Genomic DNA, 14029 nt, shown 5'->3' with positions numbered 1-14029 from the left:
GCCATGAGCCTAGCCACCCGCTCCTTGCCCCGCACCATTGGCGCGCATGCGATCCTTCTGACCTACACCATGATCGCGCTGTTTCCGGTGATCCTGGTGGTGATGAACTCGTTCAAGTCGCGCGCCGGCATCTTCGGCGCGCCGCTGACGCCGCCGACACCGAAGACCTTCGACCTGATCGGCTACACCACCGTGTTCGGCCAGGGCGATTTCATCCACTATTTCCAGAACAGCCTTGTCGTGACCGTCGCCTCGCTGTTCTTCGTGCTGCTGTTCGGCGCCATGGCCGCCTTCGCCCTGTCGGAATACCGCTTCCGCGGCAACACGATGATGGGGCTTTACCTCGCGCTCGGCATCATGATCCCGATCCGCCTCGGCACCGTCGCCATCCTGCAGCTGATGGTGGCGAGCGGGCTGGTCAACACGCTGACGGCGCTGATCCTGGTCTACACCGCGCAAGGCCTGCCGCTGGCGATCTTCATCCTGTCGGAATTCATGAAGCAGGTTTCCAACGATCTGAAGAATGCGGGGCGCATCGACGGGCTGTCGGAATACACGATCTTCTTCCGCCTGGTGCTGCCGCTGGTGCGTCCGTCGATGGCGACGGTCGCCGTCTTCACCATGATCCCGATCTGGAACGATCTGTGGTTCCCGCTGATCCTGGCGCCTTCGGAAGAAACCAAGACGGTGACGCTCGGCGCGCAGCTCTTCCTCGGCCAGTTCGTCACCAATTGGAACGCCATCCTGGCGGCACTCTCGCTGGCGATTCTGCCGGTGCTGATCCTCTATGTCATCTTCTCGCGGCAGCTGATCCGCGGCATCACGTCGGGAGCGGTGAAGTGAGTTCAGAAAAACCCCTTCGTGTTGTCGTCGCCGGCCTCGGCAATATGGGCCGCAGCCATGCGCTGGCCTACCATACCAATCCGGGCTTCGAAATCGCCGCGCTCGTCAACCGCTCCGACGTGCCTTTGCCGGACGGGCTTGCCGGCTACGGTATCAGACGCTCGTTCGAGGACGCGCTGCGCGACGAGAAACCGGATGTCGCCGCGATCGCCACCTATTCCGACAGCCATGCCGATTATGCGGTGCGGGCGTTCGAGGCCGGTTGCCATGTGTTCGTCGAAAAACCGCTGGCAACGACGGTGGCCGACGCGCAGCGCGTCGTCGACGCCGCCAAGGCCAACGGCAGAAAGCTGGTGATCGGCTATATATTGCGCCACCACCCGTCCTGGGTGCGGCTGATCGCCGAGGCACGCAAACTCGGTGGTCCTTATGTCTTCCGCATGAACCTCAACCAGCAGTCTTCCGGCCACACCTGGGGGACGCACAAGCAGCTGATGCAGACGACCTCGCCGATCGTCGACTGCGGCGTGCATTATCTGGACGTGATGCTGCAGATCACCGACGCCAGGCCGGTCGAGGTGCGCGGCATGGGCGTGCGGCTGACCGACGAAGTCGCTCCCTCGATGTATAATTACGGCCATCTGCAGGTGCTGTTCGAGGACGGTTCGGTCGGCTGGTACGAGGCCGGCTGGGGGCCGATGATCTCGGAAACGGCCTTCTTCGTGAAGGACGTGATGTCGCCCAAGGGCTGCGTGTCGATCGTGATGAAGGAGGGGGTGAAGTCCGACGACATCGATACCCACACCAAGACCTCGACCATCCGCCTGCATAGTGCTGTAACCGGGCCGGACGGCAGGTTCGCCAAAGAGGACCAGATGCTGTCGATGGAGGGCGAGCCGGGCCATCAGGAGCTCTGCGACCTCGAACAGGCCTTCCTGCTCAAGGCCATCCGCGAAAATATCGACCTCACCCGCCACATGGACGATGCCGTGAAGTCGCTCGCCGTCTGCCTCGCCGCCGACGAGAGCGTGCGCACAGGCGCCCCCGTGAAACTCTAGAACAAGGACGAAGCCGTGGGCTCGCTGAAGATCGAGAATGTGAAAAAGGCTTTCGGGCCGGTCGAGGTGCTGAAGGGCATCGACCTCGAGGTGACGGATGGCGAATTCGTCGTTTTCGTCGGCCCGTCCGGTTGCGGGAAATCGACACTGCTGCGCGTCATTGCCGGGCTGGAGGACTCGACCTCAGGCCGCGTGCTGATCGACGGCACCGACGTTTCGGTAACGCCGCCCGCAAAACGCGGCATCGCCATGGTGTTCCAGACCTACGCGCTCTACCCGCATCTGACGGTGAAGAACAACATGGCGCTTGGCTTGAAGCAGGCCGGCACGCCGGCGGCCGAGATCGAGCGCCGGATCAAGATCGCTTCCGCCATGCTCTCGCTCGAGCCCTATCTCGAGCGCCGGCCGGCGGAACTGTCAGGCGGCCAGCGCCAGCGCGTCGCCATCGGCCGCGCCGTGGTGCGCGAGCCAAAACTGTTCCTGTTCGACGAACCGCTCTCCAACCTCGACGCGGCATTGCGTGTAAACACAAGGCTGGAGATCGCGCAGCTGCACCGGCGGCTGAAGGCGACGATGATCTACGTCACCCACGACCAGGTCGAGGCGATGACGCTGGCCGACAAGATCGTGGTGCTCAATGCCGGCCGCATCGAGCAGATCGGCAGCCCGATGGAGCTCTACAATTCGCCGGCCAATGAATTCGTCGCCGGCTTCATCGGCTCGCCGAAGATGAATTTCATCGACGGCGCGAAGGTGGGCGAGACGGCCAAGACCATTGGCGTGCGGCCGGAGCATCTCACCGTCGACACGAAGTCCGGCGCCTGGAAGGGCATGGTGGTGCATGCCGAGCATCTCGGCGCCGACACCAATCTCTATCTAGACTGCGAGAAGGCCGGGCTGATCACCGTGCGCATCTTCGGCGTCTACAACGCCGAACCGGGCTCGACGCTGTATGCGACGCCGGATGCGGCGAAGACGTACCGGTTCGGAGCGGATGGGAAGGTGGTGAAGTAGGTGGCGCGCCCTCTCCTTCTCCCCTTGTGGGAGAAGGTGGCCGCGAAGCGGCCGGATGAGGGGTGTTGGAAGGATATCGTCGCGGCAGAATTAAGTGCGTTCGGGATCCTTCAATCTTCAAGGTCGCACTCCGCTGGAGCACCCCTCATCCGTCTCGGCGCTGCGCGCCGATCCACCTTCTCCCACAAGGGGAGAAGGGAAAGTCTGCGCTCTACTCGTCCGCCTTGAACGTCTGCTTCTGCTGGCCCAGTCCCTCGATGCCGAGCTCGACGACGTCGCCGGCCTTCAGGAACACCGGCGGCTTCATGCCCAGCCCGACGCCGGGCGGGGTGCCGGTGGAGATGATGTCGCCGGGATGCAGCGACATGAACTGGCTGAGATAGGACACCAGATACTTCACGCCATAGACCATGGTCTTGGTCGAACCGTTCTGCATGGTCTTGCCGTTGACGGTCAGCCACATCTTCAGGTTCTGAGGATCGGCGACCTCGTCCTTGGTCACAAGCCACGGGCCGGTCGGGCCGAACGTGTCGCAGGACTTGCCCTTGGTCCACTGGCCCTGGCGCTCGGCCTGGAAGGCGCGCTCGGAAACGTCATGCGCGACGCAGTAGCCGGCAACATAATCCAGCGCGTCGTCCTCGCTGACATATTTCGCCGTCTTGCCGATGACGACGCCTAGTTCGACCTCCCAGTCGGTCTTGACCGAGCCGCGCGGGATCAGCACGTCGTCATCCGGCCCGACGATCGCCGAGCTTGCCTTCATGAAGATGATCGGTTCCGGCGGCACGGTGGCGCCGGTCTCGGCGGCGTGATCGGAATAGTTGAGGCCGATGCAGATGAATTTGCCGGTGCCGGCGACGCAGGCGCCCATGCGTGGGCTACCGGAAACCGCCGGCAGCGACATCGGATCGAGCTTGGACAGCATCTCCAGCGAGGCCGGATGAAGCGTCGTTCCGGCTATATCGGCGACATGAGCGGAAAGGTCGCGGATCGTCCCATCCGCATCGAGCAGGCCGGGCTTTTCGCTGCCAGCTTCGCCATAGCGCAACAACTTCATCTTCTTCTCCACCTTGCGGCCCAGCGGCCGTTTTCACAAATTCCCGTCAAAGCCAGCGGACCGTAGTCGTCGACCCCATCGGCGGCAAGCGCGCCATTTGTTCGAGCCGGCTAACCAGGAAGATTTTTCAGACGCTTCGATCCACCAAACGCGGGGATCGGCTTCTGTCTTCCCGTTCGCCGCTATTCCTTTCAAGCACCCGTCAGATCGACCAGCCGCCGTCGATGTTGTAGGCCTGCCCCGAGGTATAAGTGGCGCCTGCCAGATAGACGGCGAGGTCGGCGATCTCTTCCGGCGTGCCCAGCCTTCCCATGGGCTGGCGGGCGATGAAGGCGGCGCGGGCGGCCTCATAGTCGCCCTGCGCATGCATGCGGTCCTGTAGCGACGGGCTCTCGACGGTGCCGGGGCAGATGGCGTTGCAGCGGATGCCCTTGGCGACATAATCGGCGGCGACCGCCTTGGTCAGGCCGACGACGGCCGCCTTGGTCAGGCCGTAGGCGAAGCGGTTCGGCACGCCCTTTTGCGAGCTCGCCAGCGAGGCCATGTTGATGATCGAGCCGCCGCCGCGCTCCAGCATGCCGGGCAGCACGGCGCGGATGGTGCGGATCATCGAACGGACGTTGAGGTTCAACGCAAAATCGAGGTCCTCGTCCTTCATTTCCAGGATCGAGCCTGCATGGACGAAGCCGGCGCAGTTGAACAGAACATCTACCCGGCCGATCTCGGTGAAGGCAGAAGCGACGGCTGCCTCGTTCAGCACATCGAGCTTGCGGGTTTTTACGCCTGACGTCCTGGCGAGCTCGGCAAGGAGCGGCTCGTTGATGTCGGTGGCATGGACGGTGGCGCCCGCCTTGGCAAAGGCAAGCGCGCTCGCACGTCCAATCCCTTGCGCCGCCGCGGTGACGACCACGACCTTGCCTGCCAGATCCGTCATGCTTTCCTCCTGGTGCCGCAAGCGTTCTACCGGCAGCCAAACTAGGCGCAATGTGCCAGGCGAGCTTGTCGCCTGATTTGCCGAAGATAAATTGTTTTTTCTGGTTAAAGAACACGTGACGAGGCGTCAAGCCTGGAACAGACATCGCTTCGGGTTTCGGATTTGCCCATCGCCTCTTTCCGAGTGCAGGCGCTGCCCCTCACCTGCCTGCCGGCATCCTCTCCCCGTATAGTGACGGGGAGAGGGGCGCTGCCACCACCGGTTTCGCCAATCACCAACGTCGAAAAAGGGCGCGGTCGTTGCGGCCAGCTCCCTTCTCCCCGTCACTATACGGGGAGAAGTGCCCGGCAGGGCGATGAGGGGCGGCGCCGACTTAGGAAATTGGCCATCCCACCACAAGCTCGAAACTGGCGTTGGTTTGAAGCGACTACCCTTAAGCCGGCAAGGCTGCGGCAAAAGCGAACATCGTGCTTCGCAAGTTTAGTCGCCGTAGGGCACCCAGACGTTCTTGACCTCGATGGCGCGGCGTAGGAAGGCCTCGCCGGCGGCCTCGCTCGACGCCCAGTCGAGACTGCGGCCATTGCCGGTCCAGACGCGCTTGAGGTTGCCGATGGAATCGGCCTCCGCCTTGGCGCAGGTCTCGGCATCGCCGAACACCCAGAGCCCGTCGACGTCGTCATGCTTGGCCAGCACGCCGCAAAGCTCCGCGCTGCGGCCAGTGACGATGTTGATAGCGCCAGCCGGAATATCGGAATATTCGATCACCTGATAGAGGTCGGTGGCTAAAAGCGGGTGCCGTTCGGACGGGACGGCGACCACCGTGTTGCCCATGGCGAGCGCCGGCGCGACCAGCGAGACGAAGTTGAGCAGCGGCTGGTTGTCCGGCGCGACGATGCCGACGACGCCGACCGGCTCATGCAGTGCCAGCGTGACGACACGGGCCGGCGGCTGGTGGACGCGACCCTCGAACTTGTCGGCGAGACCGGCATAAAGGAACAGCCGCTCGATGGAGAGGTCGACCTCCTGCCGCGCGGCCTTGGCGGCGACGCCGGTGAGCTGGACAAGGCGAGACGCGAATTCCTCGGCGCGGCCGGACAGGTTCTCGGCGAAGTAATAGAGCACCTGGCTGCGATTGAAGGCCGTCGCATCCGGCCAGGCCTTGCAGGCGCGGGCAGCAGAAACCGCGTCGCGGATGTCCTTGCGGTTGCCGAGGCCGACTTCGCCGGCGAGCTTGCCCTTGGCGGTGGCGACGCCAAGCGAGTAGCTGCCGTCCGGGCGCACCTGCTTGCCGCCGATAAACAGTTTTGCCGTGCGGTCGATTGCCGAGCCGTCGGCCTGTTCGACCGGCTGGGCCGAGCCGGCCGAGGCCGGCTTGATCACCGGGCCGGCCGGCAGCTTGGCGGCAAGATATTCGAACATGCCTTCGCGGCCGCCCTCGCGGCCGAAGCCGCTTTCGCGATAGCCGCCGAAGCCGCAGGCGGCGTCGAACATGTTGGTGCCGTTGACCCAGACAACGCCGGCCTTCAGTTGCGGCGCCACGTGCAGAGCCAGATTGACGTTCTCGCTCCACACCGAGGCCGCCAGCCCGTAGCGCGTGTTGTTGGCGAGCTCGATGGCTTCCTCCGTGTTGCGGAAAGTCATCGTCGCCAGCACCGGGCCGAAAACCTCTTCCTGCGCCAATATATTAGCCGGCGAAACACCTGTCGCGAGCGTCGGCAGGTGATAGTAGCCGGAAGACGGCAGAGCGGAATCCGGCTGCCAGCAGACGGCGCCCTGCTTCGCGCCTTCGGCGATCAGGCCCTTGACTCGATCGAGCTGGGTGCGGTCGACGAGCGGGCCGATATCGGTGTTCTTGTCGAGCGGGCTGCCGACGCGCAGCCGGCTCATCCTGACCTTGACCTTGGCGATCAAAGCCTCGGCGATGCCTTCCTGCACCAAAAGGCGCGAGCCGGCGCAGCAGACCTGGCCCTGGTTGAACCAGATGCCGTCGACCAGACCCTCGACGGCGCTGTCGAGATCGGCATCCTCGAAGACTATAAAGGCCGACTTGCCGCCGAGCTCCAGCGAAAGTTTCTTGCCCGATCCGGCGGTTGCCTTGCGGATGATCTTGCCGACCTCGGAAGAGCCGGTGAAGGCGATCTTCCGGACGCCGGGATGGTTGACGATCGCGGCACCCGCTTCCGGCCCGCCCTGGACGATGTTGACGACGCCTTTCGGCACGCCTGCCCGCTCGCAGATCTCGGCAAACAGGATGGCCGTCAGCGGCGTGAATTCGGCCGGCTTCAGCATCACCGTGCAGCCGGCGGCTAAAGCCGGCGCGATTTTCCAGGCCAGCATCAGCAGCGGAAAATTCCACGGGATGACCTGGCCGACGACGCCGACCGGCTTGTGATCGGGAAAATCCTTCTCGAGCGTCTGCGCCCAGCCGGCATGGTGGATGAAATGGCGGATCGCCAGCGGCACATCGATGTCGCGGCTCTCGCGGATCGGCTTGCCGTTGTCGATCGATTCCAACACCGCGAACAGGCGCTGATGCCGCTGCATCGCGCGGCCGATGGCGTAGAGCACCTTCGCGCGCGCATAGCCCGAACTGGCGCTCCACTTCGGCAGCGCTTTGGCAGCCGCCGTAACGGCGGCGTCTATGTCGGCAGCGCCGGCTTCCGATATCTTGGCCAGAAGCTTGCCGGAGGACGGTTCGCTGGTCTCAAAAGTCTTGCCACTGGCTGCCGCTTTCCAGGCGCCGTCGATGAACAGCGCTTTCGCGAAATCGCGGCCCGCGAGCCAGGCATCGGCCTCGTTGCGGGCTTCCGGCGCCGGGCCGTATTCCATGGCGTGATAGCGTTCGAGGATGTTCATGGGGCGCCTCCTTTACCCTCCCCCTTGTGGGGAGGGTCGATCGGCGAAGCCGAACGGGTTGGGGGTAAATGGCTAATGGTTTCGTTCATAGGACCGGCCGTTCTGTTCTTTCGACCCCCACCCCGCCGCTTCGCGGCGACCCCCCACAAGGGGGAGGGTGGGAGCTACGCCATCGCGTGGCGATGGTTGGCCGAGTAATGGCCGGTCAAATGATGCTCGAGCTGGCGTTCGATGTCGGTGAGCAGGCTCGACGCGCCGAAGCGGAACAGGGCCGGCTCGAGCCAGGGCCGGCCGAGCTCTTCCTTCATCAGCACCAGCCAGTCCAGCGAGACCTTGGCGGTGGAAATGCCGCCGGCCGGCTTGAAGCCGATCAGGTAGCCGGTCTCCTCGAAATAGGCGCGGATAGCGCGCACCATGGCAAGGCCGACGGGCAGCGTGGCGTTGACGCTTTCCTTGCCGGTCGAAGTCTTTATGAAATCGGCACCCGCCATCATGGCCACCATCGAGGCGAGCATGACGTTGCGCAAAGTGGCGAGATCGCCGGTGCCGAGGATCACCTTGAGATGGGCATCGCCGCAGGCGGCGCGCATGGCGACGATCTCGTTGAACAGCTCGCGCCATTTGGCGCCGTAGACCAGGCCGCGCGGAATGACGACGTCGATCTCGTCGGCACCGTCCTTTACCGAAGCCTCGATCTCCTGCAGTCGGGTCGAGAGCGGCGCCAGCCCATGCGGGAAGGCGGTGGAGACGGCAGCGACGTGGATGCCGGTGCCGCGCACGGCATCGACCGCGGTGGCGACAAAGGGATGGTAGACGCAGACCGCCGCCGGGCGGATGGTCTCGCCTGATATGCCGAGACCCTCGACGATATCGCGGCGCAGCGGGTTGATCGCCTTGGCGCAGAGCCGGCGCACACGCTCGTCGGTATCGTTGGAGTTCAGCGTGGTCAGGTCCATGCAGGCGATGGCGCGCAGCAGCCAGGCGGCCTGGTTGTCGGCCTTGATCGAGCGCCGCTTGGTCAGCGTGGCGACGCGGCGCTCGAGCGCCGAGCGGTTGACGCTGCGCACCGATTCCAGGAAACCGAGATCGAGCTTCATGCCGGGGTTGCGGGCAATGCCGTGTTCCAGCGGCATCGGTGTGTTGGCCGCGGCGCGCGCCGGCAGCGGCATGACCTTGGACGCGCCGGTCCCTGTGCCGGCCTCGCGGATCGTGCTCATCTCCTGCCCTTTCATTCAGCGACCTCAGCCGAAGATAACCCGCGAAGTTGTCCTTCACGAGTCCTTCGGCGGGTCATAGCTGAAAAAGGCGGCCAAAGCAGCCGATTTTTGACTGCATGGTCAAAACAGCTGCGGCAGGACGGCGAAGCTGCCCTCAGCCGACGAAGGCGCGCTCGACCACGAAGGTCGCCGGATGGCTGAGCGAACCTTCCTGGAAGCCGAGGCTTTCGGCGAGTTCCTTGACGTCTTTCAGCATATGCATCGAGCCGCAGATCATGATGCGGTCGGTCTCGGGATTGAGCCTGTCGATGCCGAGGTCGGAATAGAACTTGCCCGAGCCGATCAGAGCGGTGATGCGGCCCATGCGCGCCGATTCCTCGCGGGTCGTCGAATTGTAGAGCGTGACGCGGCCGCCGGTCAGCTCGCCGATCAGCGGATCGCTCTCCAGCGCCGCAACCAGCTCCTGGCCATAGGTAAGCTCGGCATTGTCGCGGCAGGTGTGGGTGAGGATGACCTCGTCGAACTTCTCGTAGGTGTCGGGATCGCGCAGCAGGCTGGCGAAGGGCGCGATGCCGGTGCCGGTCGAGATCATGACCACGCGCTTGGCGGGCGTCAGAGCGTCGAGCACCAGCGTGCCGGTCGACTTCTGGCGCATGATGACGGTGTCGCCGACCTCAATCTTCTGCAGCTCGGAGGTCAGAGGGCCATCCGGCACCTTGATCGAGAAGAATTCGAGCTCGTCGTCCCAGGCGGGGCTCGCGACCGAATAGGCGCGGAAGATCGGCTTCTCTGCATTGGGAAGGCCGATCATGACGAACTCGCCGGAGCGGAAGCGCAGCGACTGCGGGCGGGTGATGCGGAAGGAGAACAGCCGGTCGGTATAATGCTTCACCGACACCACGGTCTCGGCATAGACATTGGCCGGGATCGGGAACTGCAGCGGCTTTGCGCCGGCAATTTTCAACGCGGATGTCGTGTTCATCAAACCCAACTTTCCAGCCCGGACGGAACCCGCTAGGGCCAAACTCTCTCCTGCGCGCCCGAACGGTCAGGTTCCGGCGTGCTCCCTGCACACTGCCAAGCGGTAAGCTCTTGTGTCCCGAATTTATTAGTATACAAATGATCTTCAGGTCAAGATGGCAGCGTAAAACGCCTTTCCAAACCAAGGCATATCCGTAGTCCTGGCATTTCGGGTTTCGGCAATGAATGAGAAATTTTCGGCGTCGGCGGGCAGCGTCGTTGCCGGCATCGATGTCGGCGGGACCTTCACCGATCTGCTCCTGATCGACGGCAAGGCGGGCGGCAAGGTCCATATCGCCAAGACGCCGACGACGGTGGAAAACCAAGCCTTCGGCGTGGTCGCCGCGCTCGGCGCCACCGGCTTCCCGGTCGACGGCATCGACCTCATCGTGCACGGCACGACGACCACCACCAACGCCGTGCTGGAGCGGCGGCTGGCGCGAACCGGCATGATCACGACGCGCGGCTTTCGCGACGTGATCGAGCTCGGACGGCGCACGAGGCCGCAGGCCTACGGAATGACAGGCACCTTCGTGCCGGTCATTCCGCGCGATCTGCGGCTCGAAGTGTCGGAGCGGGTCGAGGCTTCCGGCGCCGTTCGTGTCGAGCTCGACGAAGCCGAGATGCGCGATGCGTCGAAGAAGCTGCTCGATGCCGGCTGCGAGTCGCTGGTCATCCATTTCCTGCATTCCTATGCCAACCCCGCGCATGAGCGGCGCGCCGCCGAAATCGCGGCGGAGCTCTGGCCGAACGGCCATATCACCACCGGACATGCGCTGCTTTCGGAAGCGCGCGAGTTCGAGCGCGGCGTGACGGCGGCGGTCAATGCCTCGGTGCAGCCAATCCTCGAGCGCTATGTCGAGCGGCTGCGCAAGGAGCTTGCCACCAAGGGCTACGCCCGCGACTTCCTGATCATGAACGGCAATGGCGGCATGATCTCGGCCCGTTTCGTCACGCTGGAATCGGCAAAGACCGTGATGTCCGGCCCGGCTTCCGGTGTGATCGCGGCCGCCTATACCGGAAAGCGCGCCGGCTTCGGCAACCTCGTCACCTACGACATGGGGGGCACCTCGACCGACGTGGCGCTGATCCGCAACGCCGAACCCGCCGTTTCCAACGAGATCGAGATCGAATATGCGATGCCGATCCATGTGCCGATGGTGGCGGTGCACACCGTCGGCGCCGGCGGCGGCTCGATCGCGCGTGTCGACGCGGCCGGGCTGATCCAGATCGGCCCGGAAAGTGCGGGCGCCAATCCCGGCCCGATCTGCTACGGGCGCGGCGGCACGGAACCGACCATCACCGACGCCAATCTGGTGCTCGGCAGGCTGGCGCCGAAGAAGCTGCTGGCGGTCGACAATCCGGTTACCGTCGAGCGCGTCACCGGCATTTTCGAGGAAAAGATCGGCAAGCGCAGCGGCCTTTCCGGCGTCGAGGCCGCGGGTGCCATCTTGAGGCTCGGCAACATGAAGATGGCGGGCGCCATCCGCATGGTGTCGGTCTCGCGCGGCCATGATCCGCGCGATTTCGCGCTGTTCGCCTTCGGCGGCGCGGGGCCGTTGCATGCGACGGCGCTGGCCCGCGAACTCGGCCTGCCCAGGGTGCTGGTACCGGCGCGTCCCGGTATCACCAACGCGCTCGGCTGCGTCGTCGCGGACCTCCGCCACGACTTCGTCAACACAATCAACTTGCCGGTTGCAAACCTCGACGAAGCGAAGCTTCGCGAGGTGTTGGAACGGCACCGGAACGAAGGCGAGGCGCTGATCGCCAAGGAAGCCGTCAAGCCCGACGCGATCCGCGTCACCCATTCCGCCGACATGCAGTTCGTCGGCCAGACGCACATCATCAATGTGCCGCTGCCGTCGTCCTCGGTTTCACGAGAAACACTGCAGGAACTGTTCGAAAAGGCCTATTTCGCGCGCTTCAAGGTCGAGCTGCCGGAAATCCGCGCCAATCTCGTCAATCTCAACACCTCCGTCACCGGCGTGCGGCCACAGATCGACCTGTCGCGGCTGATCGACCCGGCGGGCCGCGCGGCAACGATCGAGGAGGCGCGGCGCGAGATCCGGCCGGTCTGGTATCACGGCACCTGGCACGACACGCCGGTCTATGCCCGCGAAAAGCTGCCGCTCGATGCCGTGATCGAGGGACCGGCGATCCTCGAACAGATGGACGCCACCACAGTGCTCGAACCCGGCGACCATGCGCGTTCGGACGCGGACGGCAACATTATCATCGACATCGGCGAGGCCTGACAATGCCAGCGTTCGGGGCAAAGCTCGACACGATCACGCTTTCGGTGCTGCAGGCGGCGCTGCAGCAGGTTTGCGACGAGATGGACCTGACGTTTTCGCGCGCGGCCTTCTCGCCGGTCATCGCCGAGGCCAACGACCGCTCGGACGGCATCTATTCGGCCGTAGACGGCTCGCTGATCGCGCAAGGCAGCCAGGGCCTGCCGGTGTTCGTCGGCGTCATGCAGTATTCGACCAAGACCGTGATCGAGATGATCGCCGACGGTCGTTGCCTCGCCCCGGAGCCGGGTGACATCTACATCGTCAACGACCCCTATCTCGGCGGCACGCATCTGATGGATGTGCGCTTCGTCATGCCGGCCTACCGCGACGGCAAGATCTTCTGCTGGCTCTCCAACACCGGCCACTGGCCGGATATAGGCGGCTCGGTGCCTGGCGGCTTCTCGGCCTCGGCCACCGCCGTCGAGCAGGAAGGCCTGCGGCTGCCGCCGGTGAAGCTGTTCAAGAAGGGCGTGCTCGATCCGGAGATCTACGCCATCATCTGTTCGAACATCCGCGTCGCCGACCAGCGCATCGGCGACATCCGCGCGCAGGCGGCGGCACTCTTGATCGGCCAGGACAGGCTCAATGAAATACTGGATCGTTACGGCGACGAAACCGTCGTCGAGGCGATCGCGGAACTGCGCCGACGCGCCGCCGAGCAGATGCGCGCCTCGATCGCCGTGATTCCAGATGGCGTCTACCGCTCGCAGGCCTTCGTCGATTCCGACGGCGTGGTGAACGAGCCGCTGACCATCAATCTCGCTGTCGAGAAGCAGGGCGAGACGCTCACCTTCGATTTCGCCGGCTCCTCGAAACCCTGTGCGGGGCCGATGAACAGCGTGCTGGCGACGACATTGTCGTCCGTCTATCTCGCCATGCGCCATATTTTTCCGGAGGTGCCGATCAGCGCCGGCGCCTTCGAACCGCTGCACGTCAAGCGGCCTGAAGGCACATTCCTCGACGCCAAGTATCCGCGCCCGGTTTCGGGCTGCGCGGCGGAGGTCTCGCAGCGCATCGCCGAAGCGGTGTTCGCCGCCATGGTGCAGGCACTGCCGGAGAAGGTGACGGCGGCGCCCGCCGGCTCCAGCGGCAATTTCGCGCTCGGCGGCAACGACCCGGCGCGCGGCCGCGACTATGTCATGTACCAGATCTCCGGCGGCGGCTACGGCGGCAATGCCGGCCATGACGGACTGAGCAATGGCTGCTCGACCATCGGCATTTCGAAATCGCCGCCGGTCGAGATCATGGAACAGGCTTTTCCGGTGCTCTACCGGCACTATGCGCTGCGCGAAGGCTCAGGCGGCGCCGGCAAGCATCGCGGCGGCTTCGGGCTTGCCTATGAGGTCGAGATATTGCGAGGTGAAGCCCGCGCGTCCTTCGTCATGGATCACGGCCGCTTCGGGCCGCAGGGCGCGCTCGGCGGCAAGGATGGCGCGCCGAACAGCGTGACCGTGTTCCGGAACGGCGAAGCGCATGTGCCGCCGCATCTTTCGAAAGAGCAGGACATCGCGCTCAAGGCCGGCGACCGCGTGCGCGTCGGCACGCCCGGGGGCGGCGGCTATGGCGATCCGCGCGAACGTGACGTGAGGCTGGTCGCCGAGGATGTCCGGCTCGGTTACTATACGGCCGAACAGGCCAGGGAGATGTTCGGGGTGGGCCTGTCGGCGGGCGGGCCGCAACCCAATCCAAGCGCCTAGGTCGAGTTCCCGCCAACCCCCCTCTGCCCTGCCGGGCAT

General features: G+C 64.6%; 10 protein-coding genes. 5 read left to right on the top strand and 5 right to left on the bottom strand.

Features of this window, described 5'->3' with window-relative positions:
* Positions 1 to 3: 3 nt before the first annotated feature.
* The 3 genes from ACWGS9_RS17260 to ACWGS9_RS17250 are packed head-to-tail and all read left to right on the top strand — an operon-like array spanning position 4 to position 2915.
* Entirely contained in the window at positions 4 to 843 is an 840-nt protein-coding gene (locus ACWGS9_RS17260; RefSeq protein WP_454506386.1) for a carbohydrate ABC transporter permease, read from the top strand.
* Complete coding sequence (locus tag ACWGS9_RS17255; RefSeq protein WP_454506385.1) at positions 840 to 1901, top strand: Gfo/Idh/MocA family protein; 1062 nt, start codon at positions 840 to 842, stop codon at positions 1899 to 1901. The genes ACWGS9_RS17260 and ACWGS9_RS17255 overlap by 4 nt, the downstream gene beginning before the upstream one ends.
* Before the next feature lie 15 nt (positions 1902 to 1916).
* Positions 1917 to 2915 (top strand): ABC transporter ATP-binding protein, encoded by a 999-nt coding sequence (locus ACWGS9_RS17250; protein ID WP_454506384.1) that lies wholly within the window; start codon positions 1917 to 1919, stop codon positions 2913 to 2915.
* A 211-nt stretch (positions 2916 to 3126) separates the two neighbouring features.
* Here ACWGS9_RS17250 and ACWGS9_RS17245 read toward each other — a convergent pair whose 3' ends face one another.
* The 5 genes from ACWGS9_RS17245 to ACWGS9_RS17225 form a co-directional block, all read right to left on the bottom strand.
* Positions 3127 to 3972: a fumarylacetoacetate hydrolase family protein gene (locus ACWGS9_RS17245; RefSeq protein ID WP_454506383.1), complete on the bottom strand. Its 846-nt coding sequence runs from the start codon at positions 3970 to 3972 to the stop codon at positions 3127 to 3129.
* A gap of 202 nt (positions 3973 to 4174) precedes the next feature.
* Positions 4175 to 4906 (bottom strand): SDR family oxidoreductase, encoded by a 732-nt coding sequence (locus ACWGS9_RS17240; RefSeq protein WP_454506382.1) that lies wholly within the window; start codon positions 4904 to 4906, stop codon positions 4175 to 4177.
* A 480-nt stretch (positions 4907 to 5386) separates the two neighbouring features.
* Positions 5387 to 7762 carry an aldehyde dehydrogenase family protein gene (locus ACWGS9_RS17235; RefSeq protein ID WP_454506381.1) on the bottom strand — a complete coding sequence of 792 codons (2376 nt, stop codon included), beginning with the start codon at positions 7760 to 7762 and terminating at the stop codon, positions 5387 to 5389.
* Positions 7763 to 7926: 164 nt separating this feature from the next.
* Positions 7927 to 8979 carry a deoxyribose-phosphate aldolase gene (gene deoC, locus ACWGS9_RS17230; protein WP_454506380.1) on the bottom strand — a complete coding sequence of 351 codons (1053 nt, stop codon included), beginning with the start codon at positions 8977 to 8979 and terminating at the stop codon, positions 7927 to 7929.
* Between the two features lie 154 nt (positions 8980 to 9133).
* Positions 9134 to 9961, bottom strand: a complete 828-nt coding sequence (locus ACWGS9_RS17225) for a ferredoxin--NADP reductase (protein ID WP_454506379.1) — start codon at positions 9959 to 9961, stop codon at positions 9134 to 9136.
* Between the two features lie 220 nt (positions 9962 to 10181).
* Here ACWGS9_RS17225 and ACWGS9_RS17220 point away from each other — a divergent pair, with 220 nt between their 5' ends.
* Both ACWGS9_RS17220 and ACWGS9_RS17215 read left to right on the top strand, forming a co-directional pair.
* A complete protein-coding gene (locus ACWGS9_RS17220; protein WP_454506378.1) occupies positions 10182 to 12254 on the top strand; it encodes a hydantoinase/oxoprolinase family protein in 2073 nt (690 codons plus the stop codon).
* Between the two features lie 2 nt (positions 12255 to 12256).
* Complete coding sequence (locus tag ACWGS9_RS17215) at positions 12257 to 13990, top strand: hydantoinase B/oxoprolinase family protein (RefSeq protein ID WP_454506377.1); 1734 nt, start codon at positions 12257 to 12259, stop codon at positions 13988 to 13990.
* Positions 13991 to 14029 lie beyond the last annotated feature (39 nt).

This window comes from Mesorhizobium sp. Arg314, assembly GCF_053714275.1.
This window is presented reverse-complemented; position numbering and strand designations above follow the sequence as displayed.

Coding starts and splice junctions, on each gene's coding strand:
- ACWGS9_RS17260 (WP_454506386.1), top strand. CDS start 4: ATGAGCCTAGCCACCCGCTCCTTGCCCCGCACCATTGGCGCGCATGCG.
- ACWGS9_RS17245 (WP_454506383.1), bottom strand. CDS start 3,972: ATGAAGTTGTTGCGCTATGGCGAAGCTGGCAGCGAAAAGCCCGGCCTG.
- ACWGS9_RS17240 (WP_454506382.1), bottom strand. CDS start 4,906: ATGACGGATCTGGCAGGCAAGGTCGTGGTCGTCACCGCGGCGGCGCAA.
- ACWGS9_RS17235 (WP_454506381.1), bottom strand. CDS start 7,762: ATGAACATCCTCGAACGCTATCACGCCATGGAATACGGCCCGGCGCCG.
- deoC (WP_454506380.1), bottom strand. CDS start 8,979: ATGAGCACGATCCGCGAGGCCGGCACAGGGACCGGCGCGTCCAAGGTC.
- ACWGS9_RS17225 (WP_454506379.1), bottom strand. CDS start 9,961: ATGAACACGACATCCGCGTTGAAAATTGCCGGCGCAAAGCCGCTGCAG.
- ACWGS9_RS17220 (WP_454506378.1), top strand. CDS start 10,182: ATGAATGAGAAATTTTCGGCGTCGGCGGGCAGCGTCGTTGCCGGCATC.
- ACWGS9_RS17215 (WP_454506377.1), top strand. CDS start 12,257: ATGCCAGCGTTCGGGGCAAAGCTCGACACGATCACGCTTTCGGTGCTG.